Source organism: Lachnoclostridium sp. (genome assembly GCF_031997925.1).
GTDB lineage: Bacteria > Bacillota > Clostridia > Lachnospirales > Lachnospiraceae > Lachnoclostridium.
Map to the genome: position 1 here is coordinate 23,547 of NZ_DAMADT010000008.1, position 24,511 is coordinate 48,057.

The 24,511-nt window shown below is 31.2% G+C and carries 24 protein-coding genes and 2 pseudogenes; 6 read left to right on the forward strand and 20 right to left on the reverse strand.

Annotation, left to right across the window (positions count from 1 at the left end; all coding sequences use genetic code 11):
• Positions 1 to 341: 341 nt before the first annotated feature.
• Positions 342 to 2,228: a polysaccharide biosynthesis protein gene (locus RTP52_RS07450; protein ID WP_312370232.1), complete on the reverse strand. Its 1,887-nt coding sequence runs from the start codon at positions 2,226 to 2,228 to the stop codon at positions 342 to 344.
• 256 nt (positions 2,229 to 2,484) lie between these two features.
• Between RTP52_RS07450 and RTP52_RS07455 the strand changes: the two genes are divergently transcribed.
• The gene (locus RTP52_RS07455; RefSeq protein WP_312370234.1) at positions 2,485 to 4,308 is read left to right on the forward strand and encodes an O-antigen ligase family protein; all 1,824 of its coding nucleotides are present in this window, start codon (positions 2,485 to 2,487) and stop codon (positions 4,306 to 4,308) included.
• 427 nt (positions 4,309 to 4,735) lie between these two features.
• Positions 4,736 to 5,053: an IS66 family insertion sequence element accessory protein TnpA gene (gene tnpA / locus RTP52_RS07460; RefSeq protein WP_312370237.1), complete on the forward strand. Its 318-nt coding sequence runs from the start codon at positions 4,736 to 4,738 to the stop codon at positions 5,051 to 5,053.
• Positions 5,054 to 5,149: 96 nt separating this feature from the next.
• On the opposite strand, the pseudogene RTP52_RS07465 reads toward tnpA, so the two are convergent.
• Positions 5,150 to 5,584, reverse strand: a pseudogene (locus tag RTP52_RS07465) (IS66 family transposase); the annotation flags it as partial.
• Between the two features lie 8 nt (positions 5,585 to 5,592).
• Here RTP52_RS07465 and RTP52_RS07470 point away from each other — a divergent pair.
• Positions 5,593 to 5,922, forward strand: a pseudogene (locus RTP52_RS07470) (IS66 family transposase); the annotation flags it as partial.
• Here the strand turns inward: RTP52_RS07470 and RTP52_RS20355 are convergent.
• Positions 5,902 to 6,381, reverse strand: coding sequence for an IS66 family transposase (locus RTP52_RS20355; protein ID WP_312370349.1), 480 nt, complete (start codon positions 6,379 to 6,381; stop codon positions 5,902 to 5,904). The pseudogene RTP52_RS07470 and the gene RTP52_RS20355 overlap by 21 nt on opposite strands.
• A 10-nt stretch (positions 6,382 to 6,391) precedes the next feature.
• Here RTP52_RS20355 and RTP52_RS20530 point away from each other — a divergent pair, with 10 nt between their 5' ends.
• The 3 genes from RTP52_RS20530 to RTP52_RS07485 are packed head-to-tail and all read left to right on the forward strand — an operon-like array spanning position 6,392 to position 6,915.
• On the forward strand, positions 6,392 to 6,538 hold the full coding sequence (locus RTP52_RS20530; protein WP_442913531.1) for a hypothetical protein: 147 nt from the start codon (positions 6,392 to 6,394) through the stop codon (positions 6,536 to 6,538).
• Positions 6,468 to 6,746, forward strand: a complete 279-nt coding sequence (locus RTP52_RS20360) for an IS66 family transposase (protein WP_312370352.1) — start codon at positions 6,468 to 6,470, stop codon at positions 6,744 to 6,746. Before RTP52_RS20530 ends, RTP52_RS20360 begins: the two co-directional genes overlap by 71 nt.
• The gene (locus RTP52_RS07485; RefSeq protein WP_312370358.1) at positions 6,709 to 6,915 is read left to right on the forward strand and encodes a hypothetical protein; all 207 of its coding nucleotides are present in this window, start codon (positions 6,709 to 6,711) and stop codon (positions 6,913 to 6,915) included. The genes RTP52_RS20360 and RTP52_RS07485 overlap by 38 nt, the downstream gene beginning before the upstream one ends.
• 387 nt (positions 6,916 to 7,302) lie before the next feature.
• Here the strand turns inward: RTP52_RS07485 and RTP52_RS07490 are convergent, their stop codons facing one another.
• From RTP52_RS07490 to RTP52_RS07570, 17 genes are all read right to left on the reverse strand, one after another.
• Positions 7,303 to 8,793, reverse strand: a complete 1,491-nt coding sequence (locus tag RTP52_RS07490) for an O-antigen ligase family protein (RefSeq protein ID WP_312370240.1) — start codon at positions 8,791 to 8,793, stop codon at positions 7,303 to 7,305.
• Between the two features lie 26 nt (positions 8,794 to 8,819).
• On the reverse strand, positions 8,820 to 10,229 hold the full coding sequence (locus RTP52_RS07495) for a lipopolysaccharide biosynthesis protein (RefSeq protein WP_312370243.1): 1,410 nt from the start codon (positions 10,227 to 10,229) through the stop codon (positions 8,820 to 8,822).
• Positions 10,230 to 10,320: 91 nt separating this feature from the next.
• Complete coding sequence (locus tag RTP52_RS07500; RefSeq protein ID WP_312370246.1) at positions 10,321 to 11,622, reverse strand: hypothetical protein; 1,302 nt, start codon at positions 11,620 to 11,622, stop codon at positions 10,321 to 10,323.
• Between the two features lie 44 nt (positions 11,623 to 11,666).
• Entirely contained in the window at positions 11,667 to 12,791 is a 1,125-nt protein-coding gene (wecB, locus tag RTP52_RS07505; protein ID WP_312370249.1) for a non-hydrolyzing UDP-N-acetylglucosamine 2-epimerase, read from the reverse strand.
• 19 nt (positions 12,792 to 12,810) lie between these two features.
• Positions 12,811 to 13,926 carry a capsular polysaccharide biosynthesis protein CapF gene (locus RTP52_RS07510; RefSeq protein WP_312370250.1) on the reverse strand — a complete coding sequence of 372 codons (1,116 nt, stop codon included), beginning with the start codon at positions 13,924 to 13,926 and terminating at the stop codon, positions 12,811 to 12,813.
• Positions 13,926 to 14,948, reverse strand: a complete 1,023-nt coding sequence (locus RTP52_RS07515; RefSeq protein ID WP_312370252.1) for a polysaccharide biosynthesis protein — start codon at positions 14,946 to 14,948, stop codon at positions 13,926 to 13,928. Before RTP52_RS07515 ends, RTP52_RS07510 begins: the two co-directional genes overlap by 1 nt.
• Before the next feature lie 14 nt (positions 14,949 to 14,962).
• The gene (locus RTP52_RS07520) at positions 14,963 to 16,174 is read right to left on the reverse strand and encodes a glycosyltransferase family 4 protein (RefSeq protein ID WP_312370254.1); all 1,212 of its coding nucleotides are present in this window, start codon (positions 16,172 to 16,174) and stop codon (positions 14,963 to 14,965) included.
• Between the two features lie 225 nt (positions 16,175 to 16,399).
• Positions 16,400 to 17,029, reverse strand: a complete 630-nt coding sequence (locus tag RTP52_RS07525; protein ID WP_312370256.1) for an acetyltransferase — start codon at positions 17,027 to 17,029, stop codon at positions 16,400 to 16,402.
• A gap of 14 nt (positions 17,030 to 17,043) precedes the next feature.
• Positions 17,044 to 18,297, reverse strand: a complete 1,254-nt coding sequence (locus tag RTP52_RS07530; RefSeq protein ID WP_312370257.1) for an acetyl-CoA acetyltransferase — start codon at positions 18,295 to 18,297, stop codon at positions 17,044 to 17,046.
• Between the two features lie 10 nt (positions 18,298 to 18,307).
• Positions 18,308 to 19,651, reverse strand: coding sequence for a 3-hydroxyacyl-CoA dehydrogenase family protein (locus tag RTP52_RS07535; protein WP_312370258.1), 1,344 nt, complete (start codon positions 19,649 to 19,651; stop codon positions 18,308 to 18,310).
• Positions 19,629 to 20,261, reverse strand: coding sequence for a sugar transferase (locus RTP52_RS07540; RefSeq protein ID WP_312370259.1), 633 nt, complete (start codon positions 20,259 to 20,261; stop codon positions 19,629 to 19,631). The genes RTP52_RS07535 and RTP52_RS07540 overlap by 23 nt, the downstream gene beginning before the upstream one ends.
• 307 nt (positions 20,262 to 20,568) lie before the next feature.
• Positions 20,569 to 21,708 carry a DegT/DnrJ/EryC1/StrS family aminotransferase gene (locus RTP52_RS07545; protein WP_312370260.1) on the reverse strand — a complete coding sequence of 380 codons (1,140 nt, stop codon included), beginning with the start codon at positions 21,706 to 21,708 and terminating at the stop codon, positions 20,569 to 20,571.
• Between the two features lie 136 nt (positions 21,709 to 21,844).
• On the reverse strand, positions 21,845 to 22,411 hold the full coding sequence (locus RTP52_RS07550) for a winged helix-turn-helix transcriptional regulator (RefSeq protein WP_312370261.1): 567 nt from the start codon (positions 22,409 to 22,411) through the stop codon (positions 21,845 to 21,847).
• A 331-nt stretch (positions 22,412 to 22,742) separates the two neighbouring features.
• Entirely contained in the window at positions 22,743 to 23,267 is a 525-nt protein-coding gene (locus RTP52_RS07555) for a DUF4176 domain-containing protein (RefSeq protein WP_312370263.1), read from the reverse strand.
• Between the two features lie 92 nt (positions 23,268 to 23,359).
• Complete coding sequence (locus RTP52_RS07560) at positions 23,360 to 23,638, reverse strand: DUF4176 domain-containing protein (protein WP_312370265.1); 279 nt, start codon at positions 23,636 to 23,638, stop codon at positions 23,360 to 23,362.
• Between the two features lie 18 nt (positions 23,639 to 23,656).
• Positions 23,657 to 23,950 (reverse strand): DUF4176 domain-containing protein, encoded by a 294-nt coding sequence (locus RTP52_RS07565; protein WP_312370266.1) that lies wholly within the window; start codon positions 23,948 to 23,950, stop codon positions 23,657 to 23,659.
• 117 nt (positions 23,951 to 24,067) lie between these two features.
• A complete protein-coding gene (locus RTP52_RS07570; RefSeq protein ID WP_312370268.1) occupies positions 24,068 to 24,511 on the reverse strand; it encodes a hypothetical protein in 444 nt (147 codons plus the stop codon).

The window sequence follows — 24,511 nt, forward strand, 5'->3', positions numbered from 1 at the left end:
ATAATATCCCATAATTCTTTCAGTATAACACAGTCCAATTTTCGTTGTAAATGAGTTTAATTTATTTCTAATAAAAACAGCCTTTTTTTAATTATGGTGTACTATTACGTGTTATATACTAAAACTTGGTAGATATAGGAAAACTTGCTACAATAGGTAAGTTTCCGCTAAGTATTCTAGGAAAAGAATGATTTGCAATCTTGCCCTAATACGGATAAAAAATGACTCCTAATATTCTTAGAAGCCATTTAGATAAATATATTCTTCAACTTTGGACAACATCGATTCTTGAAAAAACTGATTTCTCCAGCAAAAGATTCTGATATACCTTTTGTAGAAACCTAATCAGCAGTAGCTGCAACTTCTCCTTTTGCTTTCGCATTATAAGAGTAGGTATCTACGATTTCTCCCACCATTTCTCTTATATACTCTGTCTCATTATTACATGCAGGGTATAACTCCTCTAATTGAAGAAGAAACTTTTCCTCATTAATCTTTAAAGGCTTCCCAATAAATATCTGTGAGTTTTCGGTTTCACCTAATCCCTCCTCTTCCATAAGAAGCTCCTCATATAACTTTTCACCAGGTCTCAATCCAGTAAACTTAATTTTAATATCTACTCCTGGTATATACCCAGACAGACGAATGAGATTTGTAGCTAAATCAAGAATTTTTACTGGCTCTCCCATATCCAGCACAAATATCTCTCCACCCTTTGCATAAGCACCTGCCTGTAGAACTAAGGATACCGCTTCTGGTATTGTCATAAAATAACGTATAATATCAGGATGTGTTACTGTAACCGGTCCACCTGCTTCAATTTGCTTTTTAAAAAGTGGAATTACACTTCCATTACTTCCGAGTACATTACCAAATCGAACCGCTACAAATTCAGTTTTAGATTTTCTATTAAATGTTTGCACAATCATCTCACAAATACGCTTCGTTGCACCCATGATGTTTGTAGGATTAACCGCTTTATCTGATGAAATCAATACAAATTTCTCAACGCCATATTTATCAGCAGCTTGGACAGTTTTAAATGTTCCAAAAACATTGTTTTTAACAGCCTCGTTAGGGCTATCCTCCATTAATGGCACATGTTTATGTGCTGCTGCATGATAAACAATGTTAGGTCGATAAGTATCAAAAATTTTATCAAGTCGCTTCTCATTACGTACCGAAGCAATCAATGTTACTAGATCTAAATCAGGGTATCTTTTCTGTAACTCCTGCTGTATATCATAAGCATTATTTTCATAAATATCTACGATAATTAATTTCTTTGGATTTTGCCCTGCTATTTGTCTACAAAGTTCACTCCCTATGGAGCCGCCACCGCCAGTAATTAATACTACCTTGTCTTTTACATAACCCATAATCGAATTTAAATCAACTCTTATAGGATCTCTTCCCAATAAATCTTCAACTTCAACACCGCGAAGTTCTGAGACACCAACTTCACCGTTTAGGAATTGATACATTCCAGGTAATATATATAGCTTACAATCTGTTTCTTTACAGATTTCTAAGATTTTACTGATTTCTTTTCTTGATACCGATGGCATCGCTATGATAATCTCATTTATCTCATACTTTATCACATTATCTATGATAGTATCTCGATTACCAATAACTTTGATTCCATGGATATAGCGACCTAATTTATCTTCCGCATCATCTATGATGCACTTAACTACTTTATGTATGTGGTCACTATTTATTATTTCTTTGATTATCATATTGGCTGCATCTCCAGCACCAACTACCAGTACATTATCACAGGACTTCCCATTCTCTCTCTTCCGTAACTTCACCCGAAAAGCGCGATAAGCAAACCGTGAAGCCATGGTAGCTGCAATTAATAAAACTGGAAATATAAAGAAATAACTTCTTGGAATCGGAAGCTTTAAAAGTCTAAAACCAATTACTTGTAAGGCAGAAACCCCAATTGATGCAGCAATAATATTCTCTAATTCAGTAATACCTGCAAATATCCACAAGCTGTGATACAATCGAAAAATATAGAATATGAGAAGTACTGATACGATATTAATAGGGAAATAAGTCCATATTGCATCAAGATATTGCGTATCTATATTCTTATAATCAAAATCAAATCGAATTAATAGAGATAAAATACTGATTAAGCTAACAGCTCCCACATCAATAAAAATTAAACACATTCTCCGTAAAAATAACTGTTTGTCTTTTATATACTTTTTCATATGCAACTCCAAAAATTATTTTATGTAACTTAACTAGTATAGCACATATAAGTTATGTGTGCAAATGATAAAAATCTTATCCAGCGATGAGGAGTAAAATATTTTTTATATTCTACCATGAAATCATTATTCCCCAAATCTGTTGTAGTCCAAAATAACCTTAAAGAAAACATACTTCTTGAATCCATATCCAAATAGTGTATAATGATTATATCATTTTTATCGAAAGAAACAATACTTATAAGGAGAATAAGAAATGACTAACTTAAAGAAAAAAAGAAAGAGCGGTTACATAGATAAGCAACACTTAAGTACCTCTTCACTAATACTACTATTTCCACTGTTTCTCATTGTTACTGTGCTTCCACTTATTGTAAGCATGCATAGTTATAGCTCTAGACTGGGGGCTTATGACTGGTTTCCTGCCGATGATAAAGCAAATGACTTTTTCCTATATTATAAACAATGGTTTTTTGTATTTATTGCTGGTCTCTGTCTTCTTATAATAGTTATAAGAGCTTTGAACGACAAAAAATTTTTAAAACTACATATAGCTTTTTATCCTCTAATTATTTATGCGGTATTAACCCTAATCTCGACATTAGTATCACAACATCGTTCTTTTGGTTTTAGTGGAATATTTGAACAATTCGAGAATGTGTTCTGTTTGCTTGGATATGCATTGGTTGTTTATTATACATTTTTAATTTTACAGTCCTACTCAGAAATAAAACTTCTAATAAATGCATTAGCGATTGGTGCTCTTATCCTTGGAGTGATCGGTTCTTTCCAAGCATTTGGGTTAGATCTTTTTAATACCGATTTCGGTAAATCATTGATAGCTGAAAAAGGTGTTGATCCATCTATTTTGAGCTTTACATTTGAAAAAGGAAGAACATACGCTACCTTATTTAATCCCAATTATGTAGGTGTATATGCTTCTATGATTATTCCTTTGTATATCGTTTTATTATTTTTCAAGAATAATACTTATGAATATGTGCTATATGGACTTGTTATAATTACTCAAATTATTAGTATGTTTGGTTCCCAATCCAAAACAGGTTTAATAAGTATCGCAGTAGCTTTATTGCTCGCATTGGTTCTGTTACGAAAATTGTTAATACGATGTTGGTATATTATAATTCCACTAGTCACATGTGCATGCATTGGCTTCGTTGTAATTAATGCTATGCAGGATAATGCCTACTTAAATGCAATTAAAAATGCATTTAATAATAACACTACAGTCGATCCTAATTTAACAAATCTGATAACAACTTCAGATCAAGTTGAAGTTACTTATAAAGGAAACACTTTTTTTGTATCACAAGATAATGAAGATAACTTAGTTATTAATGATATGAATAATAACCTGCTTAATACAGAAGTAATAGAATCAGAAGATGGGTATGTTTTTAAAATACTAGATAGTCGTTTTGATGGAGTATTACCAATAATACTAAAGGATGATATCGTTGACTTCGGTCTACTTATTGATAATACTCCTTGGTATTTTAAGTATAATAATGACATCAATCAATATCAATTCTATAACCGATACGGTCGATTTTCACCATTAGAAACTGCATCTAGTATGGTATTTACCGGAAACGAATCCTTTGGATCTGGAAGAGGCTATATATGGTCTAGAACTCTACCATTACTATCCAAGCATATTATCCTTGGATCAGGTGCAGATACGTTTGTTTTTGAATTTCCTCAGTACGATTATGTTGCTATGACAAACTATGGATTTGGTGCAGAATTGATCACAAAGCCACACTCTTTATACCTACAAATGGGTGTTCAAACAGGGGTTATCTCATTAATCTGCTTTATTGTATTTTATTGTATATACTTTGTACAAAGTCTTCTATTGTATATAAGAAAAAAAGAATTTAGTAATATAGATGCATTAGGTATTGCTATATTAGTGGGAACTTTAAGCTATATGGTTAGTGGAATCTCAAATGATTCTAGTATATCGGTGGCTCCAATATTCTGGTTGTTGATGGGGGTTGGGTTTGCTATTAATAGAATTGCGATTCAAGATTCTAAAGAAATAAAAAAACAGTAAATATAGAAAAGAAACGGAATATTAGTATTCTAGTATAACTACTTATGTTTCCGTTTCTTTTATTGATTGAACCAAAAAATATACTCTCGAATTAACGATGCAAAAGATGCACCTTTTATGAGAATTTGCTTCGCAACTTCTTATTAGCTATATCACTCCTCCTCCAATTCACATCCTGTCATAGTCTTAAATTCTTCTCTGGCACTCATAAGCCCTTCCACTCCGCTTACTACATCAATGTGGATACTCATACTCCCCGGATTATATTTTATACCGTAAGCGGCTAGTATTAAAGTAAGCGCCTAATTTCAGGGTGGATTCCATTTACTAATCTTTATCTTTTAATCATTAGTAGGAAAATGAGTATTTCACTCCACTTTTTTGCGAGAATGCGAGCATTTTACTTTATTTTAGGAGGCTTACATTTATGAAAACCAAAAGAAAGTCTATTGATGAGAAGCTTCAACTTATCATGGAATGTCGCAATAGTGGGCTTTCAGATTATCAATGGTGTAAACGTCATGACATTAATTCTAGTACATTTTATAACTGGGTCACCCGTATTCATAAGCAAGTGACTAAAATTCCGGAAGCTTTATCGGATGAGAAAAAACCTCCACTAAAGCAAGAAGTTGTGAAGCTAGAACTAGTTCATAAAGACGCTACTCTACCAATAAAATCAAATGAAAACATAAGAGCTTTAGAGTGCCCAACTAGCACGGAACATCCTGCTGTTGAAATGTAAGCGTTTAATAATAACACGTCACCCAAATAATTAGGAAAGTGGAGCATTTCACTACCACTTTCCCGTTATTAATCCAAATATTTAGAGCATTTTACTTCATTTTGTTCCACAAACATCGAGCACTACCTGATTCCAAGGAGCCATACTCTCAAGTTCCTTATCTGACATTGTGTCCTCCGGGCGATGTTCGAGGAGATAAACAAGATACTTGTATATATTTAAGTTATGTGCCTTTGCCATTTCTACGATACTGTAAACTGTAGCACTAGCGGTAGCTCCATTCGTTGAATCGCTGAATAACTAATTCTTTCTTCCGACTGTAAATGGTCTAATTGCATTCTCGCTGAGATTATTAGAAAAACTGCAACGACCATCTTCAAGATAGGTCACAAGGAACTGGTGACGGTTCTGGATATAGGTAACAGCTTTCTCCATTCTTGAATTACGAACTGGATGCTGGTGATCAAGCCATGACCAAAAAGCATCTAAAACAGGTTTTTCTTGTTCAAGACGCATCTCTTTACGTTTTTCATGGGAGTAACCCACCAGAACGTAGGCCACAGAGTAAGTCATACATGTGGCTATACCGTACCGGTGAAGATGAATTGCCACCCATTATCTTATATGGGTATTCGCCAACTAGAGCTGGGGATAATGCAGGTGAGTTCCTGACTGGTTTCCATGGTTACCTTGAAACGGATGGTTACCAGGGATATAACAAAGTGGCTGATATCATTCGTTGCTGTTGTTGGGCTCATGTTCGTAGATACCTTATTGAAGCAGTTCCCAAAGGTAAGGAATACGATTATAGTAATCCAGCTGTACAAGGAGTTCAGTACTGTAACAAGCTATTTCAATATGAGGACTTCATTCAACACTTGTACTGTTGTCTCATCCGCCATGAGGAACTGCCGCTTAAGTAACTGTTTGTGGAAGTATTCATACATAGGCTTAAAATACTTCTCGGAACAGTAGATAATCCAGTTAGCAAGAGTCGTACGGCTTAGTTCGATTCCATACTGGCTCCAGTCTTTTTCTTGTCGGTATAGAGGCGAGCCATTGGCATACTTCTGATACATTACCCAAGCAACTGACGATGGGGAAGCAAGGCTATGTTTCATAAGTCCTTTGGGAACATTGGCCTTAACGATATAAGGAACATCATCTTCCTTACACTGTGGGCATATATAAGTAACGCTGACATATTCAAGGACCTTAACACTCGCAGGAACGTACTGTAGTTCTCTACGTACAGCCTCTTCACCTAATACTTCATAAGGAGTATTGCAGTAAGGACATCCAAATGGAGCATCGTCGTCTGCACTAATTTATAGTTTAATACAAACAGCAATTGCAAATGATTTAAAACCAATGTATTACATGGAATATATTTTTGAGCAGATACAAAAGATCAATGACCTGCAACTTGAAACATTGCTGCCTTGGTCTGATTCTATTCCTGAAAAATGTAAGGTCAAAAAATAAATTGATACCACATCCAGAATCATTATACTGGAATGTGGTATTTTTTAATAGGCGTGTTTCAGTTGACGCTTACGAAGATGGACGCTGCAGTTTGAGCAACAATCTTAGCGAAAATGCATTACGCCCAGTAACTGTAGGAAGAAAAAATTGGTTTTTTAGTGATACAACGGATGGTGCAACAGCGAACTCATTTTCTTACCATTGTTGAAATGGCTAAGTCCTATCATTTAAATCTATATGAATATTTAAAGTTCTTATTTGAACAGCGACCTAGTGATAGTATGACAGATGAGGAGCTTTCCAAACTCGCTCCTTGGGATGAGAATGTTCAGCAGCTTTGCAACCAAAAATGTAATGAGATGATTTCGGAAGCCTAACGTATGGCCCCGAAATCTTTTTTAGCATACCCCTAAAATTAGGCGCTCACGTATTAAATAAACTTTTGCTTCATCACTTTCATAATTGCCAGATCCTCTGGTAGGTACTTCTCCATTATTTACTTTTGCTTCTTTTCTAAACTTCTGGATTCTATGGAATGTAATCTTCTGAAAACTCTGAATGTTCACCAAACCAAACAATGCAGTTCTTTAAAAATAAATAGAAAGTTAATATAACAAGTACTTATCTTGATGAAATCCTTCTAAATGAGATAAAGGTGGCAATTTACAGGAAATCTACAATAAAGAAAGTAACCACTCATTTAGGTATGTCTACGCAAGTGGTGAAAGGTTAAAAAAGTAAAATACAAAAAGCTATCGTTTATATTACTCAACTACATTTCTTGCAAAGTACATAGTATAGCCTAAATATGTCCAAAATAAAATCCCTAAACTACCTGCATTAAAATATAATACAAAAGCAAAAAATGATGAAGCTACAAATCCTAAACATAAGCCATTGTAATAAATTAATTCTTTAAAATTATCACTTTTTCTCTTAATAACAATAAATATTTTTTTTATAATGTAAGCAAAAATCAAAATAAATAATAATAAAAATATACTACCTCCAATTAAACCACCTGAAACATATGCCTGTAGAAAATCATTATGTATTGAAAAATAATGAATGTAATTTTGTTCAATTAATGTAGCGCTTTCTCCTTGGAATAAATCTGATTCATCTCGCATGTGTTCTTCTAAACCATAAAGACCTGCTCCTAAAAAAGTGTGATTTTTTAAGACCTGCAATCCACTTTTCCATATTTTTGTTCTACCGCTTGAATATGTAACTTCATCATTTTCATTGTCTGGTATATTCTTATTTTCGTCTTGATTATCTGTTTGACTTATTTCACTACTATTTTCTATTCCTAAAACACGTTGCGCTAATGTTGGATTAGATAATTCATCTTCAACTATTACCTTCTCAAATCTTAATCCGTTTTGACTAAAGTCTACATAATAAGTTCTTGCTTCCTTTATAACTATTATATTAATAAAACTGCTAATAATAAATATTCCAATCGTAGAAATAATACCAATTAATATTGTTTTAAATATAGTATATATAAAATTATTTTTTTTTGAATATATATAAGGGAAAACAATTCCTAGAATGGTTGTTATCAACATTAAAAAAGATCCTCTACTTGCACTAGCAATTAATAGAACTAGCTGGATTATCTGATTACTAATTAAAAAAATTCGATATTTTTTCATACCAGTAGAGTTAAGTTTCAATTCAAACCCTGAAATAATGGCAGATATACACGCTGCAGGACCTATTACATTTGCATTACCATATATACCATTGAAACGATTTAATTCCCATCCTAATGGAAATATATCTCCAAATGGATTTATAAATATTATACCTATATGTAATATAAATAAAAATAATGATATAACACCGTAAACAAATGTAACTATTATTACTATTTTATTTATAATACTTAATTGATTCTTAATTTCCTCTTTAGGAGTATTTACATTACAGCAATATAAAATAAAATAAAATATAATTCCAAATACAAGCGCTCTAGTATTCCTAAGCCATTGACTGTCAAAATTAACAATCATCGATATTGCAAAAAAAATACAAGACAAAATTAATAAACCCAAATATTTAGCTTTTAAAAACTGCCGTTCACTAAATAAATCCCACAATAAATATATTCCCCCTAATACTCCCAATATTAACATAGGTATATCTTTAATTCCTTTCATAGGATTCGGAAATATTAAGCAAGCAAATAGTATTATCATATATACATATATACTTCTTATTTTTTCTTTGTTCTTTAGTAAGCTCATATTTTTCTCCCTATATAAATTTTTTATTAATTTGTTATTTCTTTACAAATACATACTAGTTTTTTTCGTTTAATAATAAACATTACAAATATTACAAATGAATATCCTGTTAGAAATATCAATATGTTTTGAGTACTGGCAAAAAAAGTAAACACTAACATAACAAAAAGTTCCTCAAAAGTATGTATATTAATTATATAATTTAATTTTTTTAATAAATAGATTTCTAATCCATAACTCCATATGGTAAATAGTATTGTTGTTATTACTGCAACCGATTGTACTGTTTCAAATATATTATATACAAAAAATGTTCCTGTAATCATTAAAATTATACCAAATAAATTAGCAAAAAAATACTGTTGTTCCATTCTAAAAGCCTTATAGTATGTTGTAACTAATGTTTGTATTTTTCCAAGAGGAATACACATTGCAAATAAAATAAAGGCATATGATAATACTGATTTATAATCAGGTAAAAAATGATTTATTATAAATACTGCTGGTATATAAGAATATAATGAAATATATAAAATACAGTTATACGCTTCCTTTATTTTCGGATAATATGCTGATAGTTTTTCCTTAGATATTTTTTTAAGTATAGGGAAAAAAATCATTCCTGCAGTATTAGTAAATGTCACAATGATTCCTAATAATGACATTGCAAATGAAAAAATACCATATACCTGTATAGATTCATTATGTTCTATTACAATTCTTCCTCCCATTGGAATAAATGAAGAAGCTAAAGCACCAAAAGTTATAAATATACCAATAGAGCAATTCCTTTGAACTTCTTTTAACCCTTTTTTATAATTATCCTTAGAGCCGAAAATAAACTTTCTACCTATTACAATGCATATAATAGTCATAAATATTCTTACTATATAATCAGACATTATAATTATTCTAAAATTTTTCATACCTATTAATAACAATATACAATATATTAGAGTACTAGCAAGCTTGTTCCCTAAATTAATTTTATTATAAATATTTTGTTTATTAATTGATAAATATATAGTTACAATAATATTCATGATACAAACACATGGTATACTCAATATAAGGACCATATAAATATAAGACATTTCTATATTGATATTTACTATCTTTAACAAAATGATAAATATAAACATTAATATTAAAATAAACTGCATGAGTATTTGTATTGCACTACGTATTTTTTTTAATGGCAATTCATTTTCTTCAACACCACCATATCTAAGTGAAATACCATCATTAAATCCAAGCGTAATAAAATTTAAATAACTTAAATAAAAATAATATATCTGCCAATATCCATACATTTCTGTTCCCATATATTTAGGTAATATAAAACCAGTAACTAATGAACAGATCAATATAAAAATTTGCGTTATCATTGCATTAATTATTTTTTTTATACCAGTATGTAATATATTTTCATTCACATGTATTCTCCATCTTTTCCTTTACTATTAATGCATATTAGGAGGATTTTTTAATATCGAATATTTATTTAATATCGAATATTTTTCACAATTAATTTATTAATTCATTTATTGATTGCTTAATTATTTCATCCATATTATTTAAATTTATTATCCTATTTATGCTTTCCCAATTTGTAATTCCCATATTTTTTCTATTATTAAACTCAATCATGTTAGATAGCACTTTATGTATATTTTTTTTATCGAGTTTAGTTATGCAATTTGCACCACCATACTTTTGTAAAAATTTTATTGATGCAACTTCTTTAGGGCCAATAGCTAATATTGGTTTGCCTGCAGACATGTATTCAGTAATTTTTGTAGACAATGAGAGTTTAACATTTTTCCTACTATTATAATCAAAAGCTTCTACATGTAATAATATATCTGCTTCCATTTGTTTTTGTTTAACTTGCTCTTTATTCAAACTACCCTTATACGTCATGCATGATGTTTGGGTAATATATTTTAATTCATCTTTTTTAGGTTCAATTCCAGAATACACTTCTACGCAAAAATTATTACAATATTGGGATTTGCTCATCAAATCAGCAAATTTTCCAAGAGTTTTCCACCTATTAAGTCCCAGATTACCAATATACAGAATACTTATAATGTTATCTTTTTGTCTATATTCTGGGCACTGTAGGGGTATATCAATCATATTCATTAATATTTTACTATCTTTATGAAGATATAATTTATATGTTTCTTGCATAAATTCATTAATAGTCATTAATTTGGATTTATTATTATTTAATAGCTTTTTTAACCAGAATACTATCCATATCCTATGTATATGAAAAAATGGCATAATGGTAAACCTAGGTAAAATATAGTCATCAGTACAATAAATAATTAATGGAATTTTTCTTGCTTTACATATAGAATCAACCATCCTTGATAAAAATGCATAGTTACTTCCTACATAAAAAACTATATCAGGTTTAAAATCATTTACCCAGTTAAGTAGGCCATCTTTCCAATGTACTCCAATCCATATGAATTCTCTTGCAAATCTAGAAATATGCCAATTTTTCCAATTACTTTTGTAAACTATTGCTTTTGTATTATCTTCCTGTTCATGCCGTAATTGAACTACGCCTCCGCATTTTTCATTATGTTTAAGTAATGATTTTAATGATTCTGTATCTGTAATTCTGAAATAATTATTACAAACATTACTATTTGGAAACTCAGGATAGATATATAATTGCGCTAATTTTTCTTTAGGCCAATTTTTAAAAATATTACCTAATGTTTTTCCATTATTTTTTTGTGTACTAAAACAATTTCCGCTAATTACCAGGACTTTAGGTACACTGTTCATTTTTTTATCATACCTATTCATTTATTAGTATTTCATCCTTTTCAAATCATAACTTTTTTAAAAATTTATTTACCCCAAACTGTTATGTTAACGATTTTTGCATAACTTTGAATAATTTTTACCACCTTAGCAGATACATTGGTATCAGTATAATCTTCAGCTATAACAAGTTCCTCACCATTTTTATTCATTGACACTGCCAATTCAACGGCTTGTTCAACATCATTACCATTGATACCTCCTATAACAACCGTTCCTTTATCTAAAACTTCAGGACGTTCTGTAGAAGTTCTTATAAGTACTCCTGGGAATCCAAGCATTGCACTTTCTTCAGATAGTGTTCCACTATCTGACATAACACAAAAAGCGTTCATTTGAAGATAATTATAATCAATAAAACCAAAAGGCTTCATACTCTTAACTAATGGGTGAAAAACAAATTCACGCTGTTCTATGAATTTTTTACTTCTAGGATGCATTGAATAAATAATAGGCATCTTATATTTCTCTGCAATTTGATTCACTGATGTCATTAATGACATAAAGTTTTCTTCAAGATCAATATTTTCCTCACGATGTGCTGATAATAGTATATACTTTCCTTTTTCTAATCCTAAACATTCTAACACTTCTGATTTTTTTATTTTGTCTATATAGTTCCGTAAAACTTCTCTCATTGGAGAACCTGTTACAAATATAGTTTTTCCATCAATACCCTCTGATAATAAATATCGTCTAGAGTGTTCTGTATAAGGCATATTTATATCAGCAATATGATCAACAATCTTTCTATTTATCATTTCTGATACATTCCAATCCCAACAACGATTACCAGCTTCCATATGAAAAATAGGAATCTTTAGCCTTTTGGCTGATATTGCTGAAAGAGCTGAATTGGTATCACCTAAAATCAATACGGCATCAGGTTTAACTTCCTGCAATAGTTCATAAGACTTTGCAATTATATTACCCATTGTTTCTCCTAGATCTTTACCTACACTCTCTAGATAATAATCAGGTGCCCTAAGTTCAAGATCGTCAAAAAAAACTTGATTTAAGGTATAATCCCAATTTTGTCCAGTATGGACTAAAATATGATTAAAATATTTATCACAAGCTTTTATGCAAGCTGATAATCTAATAATTTCAGGTCTAGTTCCAAGAATAGTCATTACTCTCAATTTATTCATTAATATAGTTCCTTTCTATCTATTCAACAACTTTAAGGAAATATGTATCAGGTTTTTCAGGATTAAAAGCTTCATTTGCCCACATAATTGTAACCAATTCAGTGTCACCCTCATTAATAATATTATGAGTATATCCAGTTGGAATATCGACTACTTCTAATTTATCTCCAGTAACATGATAACTAATTACTTCTTTGCTATGAATCTCTCTAAATTGAATTAAACCTTTTCCTTTTACTACTAAAAATTTTTCATTTTTAGTATGGTGCCAGTGATTTCCTTTTGTAATACCAGGTTTTGAAATATTAACTGAAACTTGTCCTCTGTCAGAAGTCCTGATAAACTCAGTAAAAGAACCTCTTTCATCTACATTCATTTTCAATGGATAACTAAATTTATCCTTAGGTAGGTAACTTAAATACGTACTATATAGCTTCTTCTCAAATTCATTATTCATGTTTGGAATAGAAAGCCTCATTCTGCTTTCCTTAAATGATTGAATCAACTCTGCTATGTTACCAAGTGACACAGTATGAACAACAGGAACAAAACAATACTGATTTAACTTATTCTCTCTACCTTCTAGAGCATTAATAAATTCATCTATAACATCATCAATATATACTAAGTTCATAATAACAGTTGGGTCATTAACTTGAATCTCTAAATCATTTGCAATATTATGACAAAAAGTTGCAACTGCACTATTATAATTAGGCCTACACCATTTTCCAAATACGTTAGGTAAGCGATACACTAATGCCCTGCTTCCTGTTTCCTTTTCATATGTTAAGATTACTTCTTCACCAGCTTTTTTACTTTTTCCATAAGGATTATCTAATTCTGCTTGTATAGAGGAAGTAATCAGAATTGGTGATTTATTATCACTTTCTTTTAATTTGTTAAGAAGTTCCGTAGTAAATCCAAAATTTCCTTTCATAAAGTCTTCATCACTTTTTGGCCTATTTATCCCAGCAAGGTGAAAAACAAATTCACATTCCTTAACATATTCATTTAAAAGTGACGCATCAGTATCTATATCAATTTCTAGAATGTCATCGTATTTTCGATTTCTTAATTCTGCAATAAGATTCTTTCCTATAAATCCTTTTGCACCAGTAACCAAAATTTTCATTACCTATTCTCCCATGCTTTTATTTCTTCTACTATATATGATAATGTAAGCAGTTTTTCTTTTGTTTGTTCTACCGTAAGTAATTTAGTATTATTTGAATTAAATTCTGATAATTTATTTCTATCCTGATTTCCTTCTTTAAAGTATTTATCATAATTAAGATCTCTTTTATCGGCAGGAACACTGTAAAAGTCGCCCATATCTATAGCATGTAAACATTCTTCATTAGTAAGTAATGTTTCATACATTTTCTCTCCATGGCGAATTCCTATTACTTTTATTTCATTTTCAACATGAAACAGTTCTTTTATTGCCTGTGCTAATACTTCAATAGTAGTTGCTGGTGCTTTTTGCACCATAATATCTCCACTCTCAGCATTTTTAAAAGCAAATATTACAAGTTCTACAGCTTCTTCAAGACTCATTATAAATCTAGTCATAGTTGGTTCAGTTACTGTTAATGGTTGTCCTGATTTTATTTGTTCTATAAACAATGGAATTACTGAACCTCTAGAACACATAACATTGCCATATCTTGTACAGCAAATTAAAGTTTTATTTGGGTCTACAGTTCTTGACTTAGCTACCGCTACTTTTTCCATCATTGCTTTTGATGTACCCATGGCATTTACAGGATAAGCTGCTTTATCAGTAGATAAACATATTACTTTTTTAACTCCTGCCTCTATACAAGCAGTTAATACATTATCTGTACCTATAACATTAGTTTTAACCGCCTCCATAGGAAAGAATTCACAAGATGGTACCTGCTTTAATGCTGCTGCTTGAAATACATAATCAACTCCATGTAGTGCATTTTTTATACTCTGTAGATCTCTTACATCTCCTATATAGTATTTAATTTTATCATTATTATATTTGTGACGCATATCATCTTGTTTCTTTTCATCTCTAGAAAAAATTCGAATTTCTTTTATATCTGTATCAAGAAATCTTTTAAGTACAGCATTACCAAAAGAACCTGTACCACCAGTTATCATTAAAGTTTTATCTTTAAACATTAAATCTATCTCCTTTATTTAAAGTGTTTTATAATAATCTCATATGAATGTTTTGCAGTAAAATTATTTTCCAAATATATTCTTGAATTTTTACCCATTCTTTTGCGTAAATCTTCGCAACAAAGTCTATTTAAATGCTGGTTAAATTTATATATATAACCATTTTCACACCATAAGCCAAACTCTCCACTCTCTACAACCATTCCAATATCAGTGCTAATATCAGTTGCTGCTATAATTGGTATACTAGCTTGCATATAAGATAGTAATCTTGACGGAAAGTTAGGAATCGTAAATCTTTTATCAAGAAAGATTAATCCTACATCGCATGAATTAGCTAATACTTCAAATTCAATTTTAGGTAAATGATCTAATAGTTTAGCATTTTGTGGATTCTCCTTATCAAAATAATTCTTAATTTTATTAAACTCAGTTCCTGATCCTACTATTAGGATAAATGATTGATGATTTTCTTCATTCGCTCTTAAGCATTCGATTAAGTACTCAATACCTTGCGGTTTTCCTAAATTCCCGCCATAAATGAAAATCGTCTTGTCAATCGGAATATTATATTTCATTTTTACTTGATTTTTTTCACATTCTGTAATATTTATTTCTATAGGTTCTATACTATTAGGGCATACTTCAATTATCTTATTTGAAACTGATGGATTATTATTTAATAGATAATTAACATTGGCTTCAGACATACATCCAATATAATCTGAAATCTTATATAACTTTTCTTCTTTATTTTTAAAGAACCAATAGACAAAGCTTTTAATACCAGATTTTTTGAGTATTCCTAAATCCACTGCATTTTGAGGAAATATATCTTTTAAGAGTAAGTATGTTTTAGCATTATCTCTTCGTTTTACAAACTCTACTGCTTTTGCTAGGGTAATTGGTGGTGTTGAGTATATTACTAAATCAAATTTAATGTTACCAAAATATTTTTTTATTCCTTTTTTAAATTTCGACTCTAAAGTTAATATAGAGATACCCTTTTCGAATAAGTTAGTTTTTTGAGTATTTCCTATTTGAAGTTTTAGAATCTTTGTATTTCCACTCTGCAATAACCTTGTTGTTTTATTATTACGTTTTTCTGTGGGAGAAATGATATAAACATCATTGCCATCTTTTACAAATTCTCTCAATAAATCAGTATAGATACCTTTTTCATTTATATTTGAAAAATCTAGTAATGTTAAAAATAATATATTCATTTTTTAATTATCCTCACTGGAACTCCAGTACGTGTTCCTAATTCATATATTCTATAGCATCCAAACAGAAAAAACTATATAAAAATATTCTAAGAATTCTATTATTACAAAATCTTTAATTTTTGAATGCACTTCTTGGATCCTAATATCTCGATAATTTTCATTGTATTCAAGTTCTTCACCCATTAACAAGCGATACAAACATTCGCAGACCCATTTCCTAAGCTAATTTATCTTCCTCGCTGGAATCCCAACATACGTCCCAGTTTCAATAATATCCTTAACTATCACCGCTCCAGCACCAACTATAACCTCTTCTCCTATCTTTATACCTTGAATAATCTGAGTTCCAGTACCTATCTCAACACACTCTTGAAATAGCGTATTACCAGATACATTCACACTAGGATACAAAGTAACAAAATCATTAATTATAGCATCATGACCAATTGTACAACCAAGATTAATAATAACATGGGAACCTATACTAATATCAACTGTTAAGATTGAACCTGCACAGATAATGGTTCCTTCTCCTATTTGTACCCGATTAGACAGCTCAACTTTGGGGTCTATCAATGTAGCAAACTTTACGTTATCTAATTTTTGAATGACCTTCTTTCTTGTTTTTGCTGCTCCTATAGCACAAACTGCATATACTTGTTCACCTTGTACATTTAACCAATCAGTGTCTCCTATAACTTTATATCCCCCAACTATTTTTCCATGTAAAGATATATTATCATCAACGAAGCCTATAATCTCCCATGTTGGTTTAATATTATTTATTCTTTCAATAAGCCATGCAACTTCTCTACCAAATCCACCAACACCAACTATTACTATTTTTTTCATTATATTTTAACACCTTATTCTTTCCCAACAATAAACACATAGTTAGTGGTAGCACTTCCACCAATATTTAACATCAAACCGTTATCAGCTTTATTTAACTGGTATCCCTCAGACTCGCCTGCAACCTGCTTAAATAAATCTAAGAACATTCTTACACCACTTGCACCAACAGGATGCCCACAACCAATTAAACCACCACTTGGATTAATCGGTTTATCGCCTCCAAAAGCTATTCTACCACTCTCAACAGCTTCATACTCCAAACCAGGTTCTGTAATGCCAAAAGCAGAAATCGCAGCATATTCACTTGAAGTAAAACAATCATGAGTTTCAAAGAAATCAATGTCATCCACACCTAAATTAGCTCTTTCATATGCATCAAGGACTGCTTGTCTGGTCCATGGAAGTATATATTTGCTATTAGAACTTTCATTCAATTTTGTGTCAAATTTCATAGGTGCTACCCTATGTCCCCATCCTTTAACAATTGGAAATTTATTTGAATTATAATGATCTCGTACAAACTTTTCAGAAGCCAATGCTACAAAAGCTGCTCCATCTGTAACTTGTGAACAGTCTGATATTGCAAGTTTACCACCTATGATACTATTCGTTGAAGTTCCTCGCGCCTTAGCCTGGCCTTCACTCATAAACCACTTCTTCGTTTGTGCATTAGGATTCCTTTTCGCATTTTCATAGTTTATTACTGAAATTTTTGCTAAACTATCTAAATATCTTTCTTCATCTATATTGTATTTAATGATAGATTCGTCAGCTAATTGTCCAAATAGCTTAGGAAACGGAAATTCAACCCCTAATGCCTCTTCTTGATAAAATGCTGCTCTTCCTAAGAAATCTCCACAAGTTTTTGCATCAACTGTTTTCATAAGTTCCCAACCAATTACTAAAACAAGCTCATAATCCTCTGCTTTGATCTTAGTAATAGCTGCATCTAAAGCTACTGATCCAGATGCACAGGCCGCTTCATATCTTGCAGAAGGTACACCATAAAAGGCTGGATTAACCTCTGTAAGTAATGCACCTAAATGCCCCTGATTTACGTATAACTCCGCGATAAAATTTCCTACAAAACACGCTACTTTACCTTTCTTATTCAATTCAATAATATCGTGGTATGTAACATTGATATTCTTAAGACCATCATCAATCACTTCTTTTAATAACGCAATAACTCCTTTTCCCTCTTTGCTCCAATTACGTGAAAAATCAGTCTGAGCCCCGCCTATAATATATACTCTTTTATCCATCTCATTTCTCCTATTTCGCTTTAAAAAATGGTCTATAATCGTAATTAGACTTAGGTATATCTCTTAATACATCATTTAGATTTATTTGAGAAAGGAACTCCAATGTTAACTTTTTTTGTGCAATGTATTTAAAAGTTTCTACTCCGCCAAAAGCATCGATAACAGCAAGTGGAGGAATCCAGTTAAATCCTGTCGCCATAACATCATCAGCAGAATGAATATTCTCACCAATTTCACGCGTCGTAACAAGAGCATATAAAACATATTTAATCAAAAAGCTAATACATATCGTTGCTTCTAACGATTGATCATTTATTAGATGTTCGAAAGCTTCTTTGTAATTACCAATTTTGAACTCTTCAATCATTTTTTTAACAAATGGAAAAGCGTAGTTTTTTCTAGCACGAAATTCTCCTAAAGCAATATCATATACATTAATTGTTCTTTTACCATCTGGACCAACAACAGTTTGGTATAAACCACAGCCAGTTTTTCTTCCAAGTTTATTCGCTGAAATCAGCTTAAATGCAAATTCAGGCAGTACAAATGTCTTGTGAGCATAGTCATTTGTGTTATTGAAAACATTATCAACAATAGCTTTATGTACATCCAGTCCAACAAAATCTGCTGTATTAAGTGGTGCCATGCTTCTTCCTGTAAATTGTCCCATTATTGAATCGATATAGTCAATGCCACCTTTATCTTTGTACATCTCTGCATACTGCATTGCCTCATTTATAAACTGAAAACCTATTCTATTCCCCATAAATGCTGGTGCATCTTTTATTTCTACCACATTTCTATAAAGAACAGTTTTTAAATAAGTTTTTATATTAGCAAGAAGGTTCACATCTGTATATGTAGAAGGTATAACTTCACAAAGTGTCATGTTGTATGGTGGATTAAACATATGAATTCCCATAAATCTTTTTCTTATATTTTCATCAAAACACATACTAAGTTTATTAATCAAAAGCCCTGAAGTACCTGTACTAATTATAGTATGTGGTTGTATGTATTGTACTATTTTTTGATAAACTTCTTTTTTTACACTAATATCTTCAGCGACACTTTCAAATACTAAATCAGAGGATAAGATACATTCTTTTAAGTCATCATATGTCTTAGGAATTAATTTTTCCGCAATTGCTTCTGCTTTAACAGATGTGCTTGCCTTTAGCTTTGCATTTTCTGCTGCTTCAATATCACGACATACCATATACACTTTTGCATTACCAAACGAAGCAAAGACACCAGATATATTCCACCCCATCGCCCCATTAGCACCTAAAATAGTCACTGTTCTAATATTCATATCATTAGCTCCTTGTTTATACTTTTTTAGTATTTCCATTAAAAGGTTCCATTGTTATTGATGTTTCTGAATTTATTCCTTCTCTAACAAACACTTTTTTAAACGTCAAAAGAACTATCTTCCAATCATTAACAAAGCATAAACTATCTATGTATTTAATATCTAGATCAAATTTCTCTTCCCAACTAATCGCATTACGCCCATTTACCTGAGCAAGTCCTGATAGTCCCGGCTTAACCTCATGCCTTCTCTTTTGATCTTTGTCGTATAGTGGTAAATACCGAACTAACAAAGGTCTTGGCCCTACTATTGCCATGTCACCACGAATAATATTCCATAGTTCTGGAAGTTCATCAAAGCTAGTAGCTCTTAATATCTTTCCAAATTTGGTAAGCCTTACTGAATCAGGTAGAAGTTCTCCATTTTCATCTTTTTTATCCGTCATGGTTCTAAATTTATACATTTTAAATATTTTTTCATTCAATCCTGGACGTTCCTGTACAAATAATATAGGACTACCTAATTTTATCCTTACCAAAATTGCAATAAGCAAAAATATTGGACTTAAAATAACAAGTGCAATCGAAGAAAGAATCAAGTCCTGTAGTCTCTTTATAAACTTTTCATAAAATCCCCTCTTACGCTTCATTTCTCAGCTCCTTAATTATGCTATAAATTTTCTTAAAGCTTCCACCTATTATACATTATAAAACGTAGAAGATACATCCCTTCTTCAGTTTTCTCAGCTTCATTTTTCTCAAGTCCTAGTTTTTTTAAAAAAGATGTGTAAGCTTATGTGCATGTTCAAATAAAATGTCATATATTTAATGAATGTAAGTTCTTACTCAAAGTATAATAGACATTAACGACTTATAGAATATTTGAAAAACAATAATCGGTATATGTCACTCTATATCATTGTACTCCTGTTGATTTCTCAGCAACAGTTACTATATCTACTTATGTGCTTCCTCTGTCCATAACTCTTTAATAATATTGCACACTCTATATAAATCTTCATCTGCCATTTTCGTATCACTTGGTAAACAAACACCATTTTCAAAAAGCTTATTAGAAACACCCGTTCCTATATAATCATATTGCTCAAATATAGGCTGCATGTGCATCGGTTTCCATATTGGTCTTGCCTCAATATTATTCGTTTCTAATTTTTTCATTATGTCCAGCGGTTTGACTTTTCCACTTACAATAATGCAACTTAGCCAACAATTAGAGTCATTCCATTCATTCATGGGCATCATCTCTACATTATCAAGTACACCTAATTCTCTTTTATAAAACTCATAGATGTATTTCTTCTTGGCAACTCGGTGCTCTAAAACCTTAAGCTGACCTCTACCAATTCCAGCTACAATATTACTCATTCTATAGTTATAACCTATCTCACTATGTTGATAGTGTCTAGCTTGATCTCTGGCTTGAGTAGACCAAAATCTTACTTTACTAATTCTTTCTTCATTATTAGAAACAAGCATTCCTCCTCCGGAAGTTGTTATGATTTTATTTCCATTAAAAGAAAATATTCCATAATCACCGAAAGTTCCCGTATATTTCCCTTTGTACGTAGTTCCTAGACTTTCTGCTGCATCTTCTATTAATGCGACCTTGTACTTCGCGCAAAGCTCTACAATTCTATCCATGTCTGCGGAAAGACCATATAGATGAACAACGATAACCGCCTTCACTTTATTACTATATTTCTCTAAAGCCTCTTCTAAAGCCTCTGGATCCATGTTCCAGGTTTCATAATTACTATCTATAAAAACCGGTATTGCATTTTGATAGATAATTGGATTAGCTGTTGCTGAGAACGTAAGCGATTGACATAATACAACATCTCCTTCCCTAACTCCAGCCGCTTTTAATGCCATATGGATAGCGGAGGTTCCAGAAACCAGGGCAGCAGCATGTTTTACACCAACCTTAGCTGCTAATTCCTTCTCAAATTCATTTACATTCGTTCCAAGTGGTGCAATCCAATTCGCATCAAATGCCTCTTGTATGTACTGCATTTCATATCCTTCGTCACTCATATGTGGTGAAGAGAGCCATATTTTACTATTCTTCTCTACCATAACTGTAATCCTTCCTTTTCAAAGAGTATATGTATATTTTTTGTATAATTACATTATAATACTATAACATTTTAAACAGAATAATACTAATTGCATTTAATAAACTAGAAACCATATATTTTATAATCTAGAATCATTATAACTTCTCAGCTAAATTAATCACTTTTAAATTATCTATTTTAGTATATTCTCTTAAATCATCTTCATTAATCGCCATATGTATCAACACATGTATTTGGTTATGTATAAATTCTACTTTCTCTTTTTTTTCAATAATCACAATCTTAAATTCCTTGTAAGAAGCTTGAATTTCATCAATTGCGATTCTCAATACTCCACTCATCTCATCATTGCCCAACAGTAAAAAAATTCCATCGTATTCCTGAGACAAGCCTTCTAGAATTAATTTTAACTTCTCTTTTGTCTGATAAATAATTCGATAATGAATCTTGAGATAGCTAACAGTTTTTTTTGCTTTTTCCATCATACCTACAGGTGTTAACATATACAATACCTGCTTATGGGATACTTGTGTCATCTTTATCAAGCCTTCTCTGATCATCTTGTTAATCAACACGTTAACGGTGCTTACTGATACCCCTAATTTTTTCGAAAGTTCTCTCTGTGTAATCTTTTCATTCCCGACAATTTCCGACATGATAGTATACTCATTATCCAACAAAATACCTTTATTTTCTACCAATATAATCCCTCTTTCAACCTATTACCCTATTGCATAATATACTATGAATTCACTTCTATTTTATATTGTTCGAAAATCAAACACTTAAAGTATCGTACCCCCTTTGGTTTTATTTGTCAAGCCAAATACAAATTATAGGCGATTTTTATTTGTTCTTATAACTCTATGAAATACATAATGATTGCATAATTTCGTATGTATATTTCAATTATGAACTCCAATCTTTAGATTATTATCTACCGTAATCCCAATCATACATAAAAAAACTGTTACTATAGATATTTCTCCCATAGTAACAGATATATTAAGCAACTAATAATGATGACAGTATCTAGCGCATCTTCTCCCTCTCATCCTTTAAAATCTTACTAGCATAATCCGCAAATTCTTGTTGTTCTGCGCTTTCCTTGCCAAGAAAACTTATCTCTTTTATTTGATCTGAATTGAATAAAAATGTTTTATCTGCTCCCATGTAACCTTCTGGATATAGGCAGCCAGCATAATCCCATATTTCATTAGTTCCAATTTCATATTGACAATAGCCAATAATCATTACTTCTTTAGTACTATCCTCTAACAGAATCACAGACCCTATCGGAAGAAGCTTGTTTCCCTGTTTATCCACCTGAATAACTTTTTCTTGTTCATTAAATAATATGGAATCGTTAATGAATAAAATTCCTGTTACAATTAATAAACTAACAGCAGTTATCCCAGCTACTAGCTTTACACCTGATGTAATTGTTTTTGCAGCAATACCATTTTCATTTACTTTGGCTTTATTAAATAATGTTATTCTAACTAATAAAAACCAACTAAATACTGTAATTAATAATAAAATAATTTTTAAAATCATTACTACACCTCAATCTATTAATTGTTTTGTTTTTACCCTCTAACTGCTAATTATTAACATAAGCGAAATCAATATACACAAATTTTTGAAACTTATCTATTCCTTAACTCATCACATAATATATCTACTTTTTCTTTAAAAGCTTTTTGATCCTCATCTTGATATCCAATAGAGTATATATGCTCTATTTGATCATGATTAAATAGATAAACCTTATCCGCCCCCATATATCCCTCTGGATATAAACAGCCAGCATAATCCCAAATCACATCTGAAGCAACTTCTCTTTGACAAACTCCAATAATCATAAGTCTTCGTGTGCTTTCTTTTAATAATACAACAGTTCCAACTGGTAATAAACCTTCTAACATTCTATATCCCCTTTCACTCTATTCATTCTCTTTGTTTTTAAACTTTTTCTTTTCCATTGTTTCTTCAAGATAGTCGTTAAATTGTAATTGTTCTTCATCTTGCAATCCTAAATAAAAAACTTTATCGATCTGCTCGTTATCAAATAAAAAAGTCTTATCCGCACCTAAATACCCTTCTGGAAATAAGCAACCTGCATAATCCCAAATCTTATGCTCTCCATCTACTTCCATCTGACAATAACCGATAATTATTAGTTTTTTACTGCTGTCCTTTAATAAGACTACTGTACCGATAGGGTAATAATTTTTCATAGAAACCTCCATTTCATCAAACATATATTGTTATATGTTTTTCCTGTAATAATTATTTAAACATTATAAGACAATGCTTTTCATTGAATCATATCAAAATTCTTATCAAACACCCTATTATAAACCTAAAGTAATAAAGATAATAGATACCGCTGTTAGGCTTATAGCTATTACAGCAAATAATAATTTTGTATTCCTCAAATCTTTTCTTCTTGACTCTATATATTTGGGTGTAGCAATACGTACAAATCCGCTCCTTTTATCACTATCACCAAATAAAGTTAATCTTTTTCCTAAATTGTCACGATGAAATGATATTCTTACCTCAGAACCAACTGGAAAATCAAAACGATCAACTACATCTGTATCAACAGTAATACTCTCTCCATCAAGAAAAAAGTGTACGATTAGGTCCGTATATCTCGCTGCGTCCCCATATCCTAGAACGTTCGCATTGCAAAATTCTTCCGGATATTTATTCTTTTTCCCTTTCATGACCAGATATAATAAACCCCAGAAAATACTAGCAAAAAATAAAATAGATAGGCCCGCAATAATCAT

Bases quoted from the DNA above. Each gene is read 5' to 3' on its own strand.
- RTP52_RS07450 (WP_312370232.1), bottom strand. From the start codon at position 2,228: ATGAAAAAGTATATAAAAGACAAACAGTTATTTTTACGGAGAATGTGT.
- RTP52_RS07455 (WP_312370234.1), top strand. From the start codon at position 2,485: ATGACTAACTTAAAGAAAAAAAGAAAGAGCGGTTACATAGATAAGCAA.
- tnpA (WP_312370237.1), top strand. From the start codon at position 4,736: ATGAAAACCAAAAGAAAGTCTATTGATGAGAAGCTTCAACTTATCATG.
- RTP52_RS20360 (WP_312370352.1), top strand. From the start codon at position 6,468: ATGACCTGCAACTTGAAACATTGCTGCCTTGGTCTGATTCTATTCCTG.
- RTP52_RS07485 (WP_312370358.1), top strand. From the start codon at position 6,709: ATGGTGCAACAGCGAACTCATTTTCTTACCATTGTTGAAATGGCTAAG.
- RTP52_RS07490 (WP_312370240.1), bottom strand. From the start codon at position 8,793: ATGAGCTTACTAAAGAACAAAGAAAAAATAAGAAGTATATATGTATAT.
- RTP52_RS07500 (WP_312370246.1), bottom strand. From the start codon at position 11,622: ATGAATAGGTATGATAAAAAAATGAACAGTGTACCTAAAGTCCTGGTA.
- wecB (WP_312370249.1), bottom strand. From the start codon at position 12,791: ATGAATAAATTGAGAGTAATGACTATTCTTGGAACTAGACCTGAAATT.
- RTP52_RS07510 (WP_312370250.1), bottom strand. From the start codon at position 13,926: ATGAAAATTTTGGTTACTGGTGCAAAAGGATTTATAGGAAAGAATCTT.
- RTP52_RS07515 (WP_312370252.1), bottom strand. From the start codon at position 14,948: ATGTTTAAAGATAAAACTTTAATGATAACTGGTGGTACAGGTTCTTTT.
- RTP52_RS07520 (WP_312370254.1), bottom strand. From the start codon at position 16,174: ATGAATATATTATTTTTAACATTACTAGATTTTTCAAATATAAATGAA.
- RTP52_RS07525 (WP_312370256.1), bottom strand. From the start codon at position 17,029: ATGAAAAAAATAGTAATAGTTGGTGTTGGTGGATTTGGTAGAGAAGTT.
- RTP52_RS07530 (WP_312370257.1), bottom strand. From the start codon at position 18,297: ATGGATAAAAGAGTATATATTATAGGCGGGGCTCAGACTGATTTTTCA.
- RTP52_RS07535 (WP_312370258.1), bottom strand. From the start codon at position 19,651: ATGGAAATACTAAAAAAGTATAAACAAGGAGCTAATGATATGAATATT.
- RTP52_RS07540 (WP_312370259.1), bottom strand. From the start codon at position 20,261: ATGAAGCGTAAGAGGGGATTTTATGAAAAGTTTATAAAGAGACTACAG.
- RTP52_RS07545 (WP_312370260.1), bottom strand. From the start codon at position 21,708: ATGGTAGAGAAGAATAGTAAAATATGGCTCTCTTCACCACATATGAGT.
- RTP52_RS07555 (WP_312370263.1), bottom strand. From the start codon at position 23,267: ATGATTTTAAAAATTATTTTATTATTAATTACAGTATTTAGTTGGTTT.
- RTP52_RS07560 (WP_312370265.1), bottom strand. From the start codon at position 23,638: ATGTTAGAAGGTTTATTACCAGTTGGAACTGTTGTATTATTAAAAGAA.
- RTP52_RS07565 (WP_312370266.1), bottom strand. From the start codon at position 23,950: ATGAAAAATTATTACCCTATCGGTACAGTAGTCTTATTAAAGGACAGC.
- RTP52_RS07570 (WP_312370268.1), bottom strand. From the start codon at position 24,511: ATGATTATTGCGGGCCTATCTATTTTATTTTTTGCTAGTATTTTCTGG.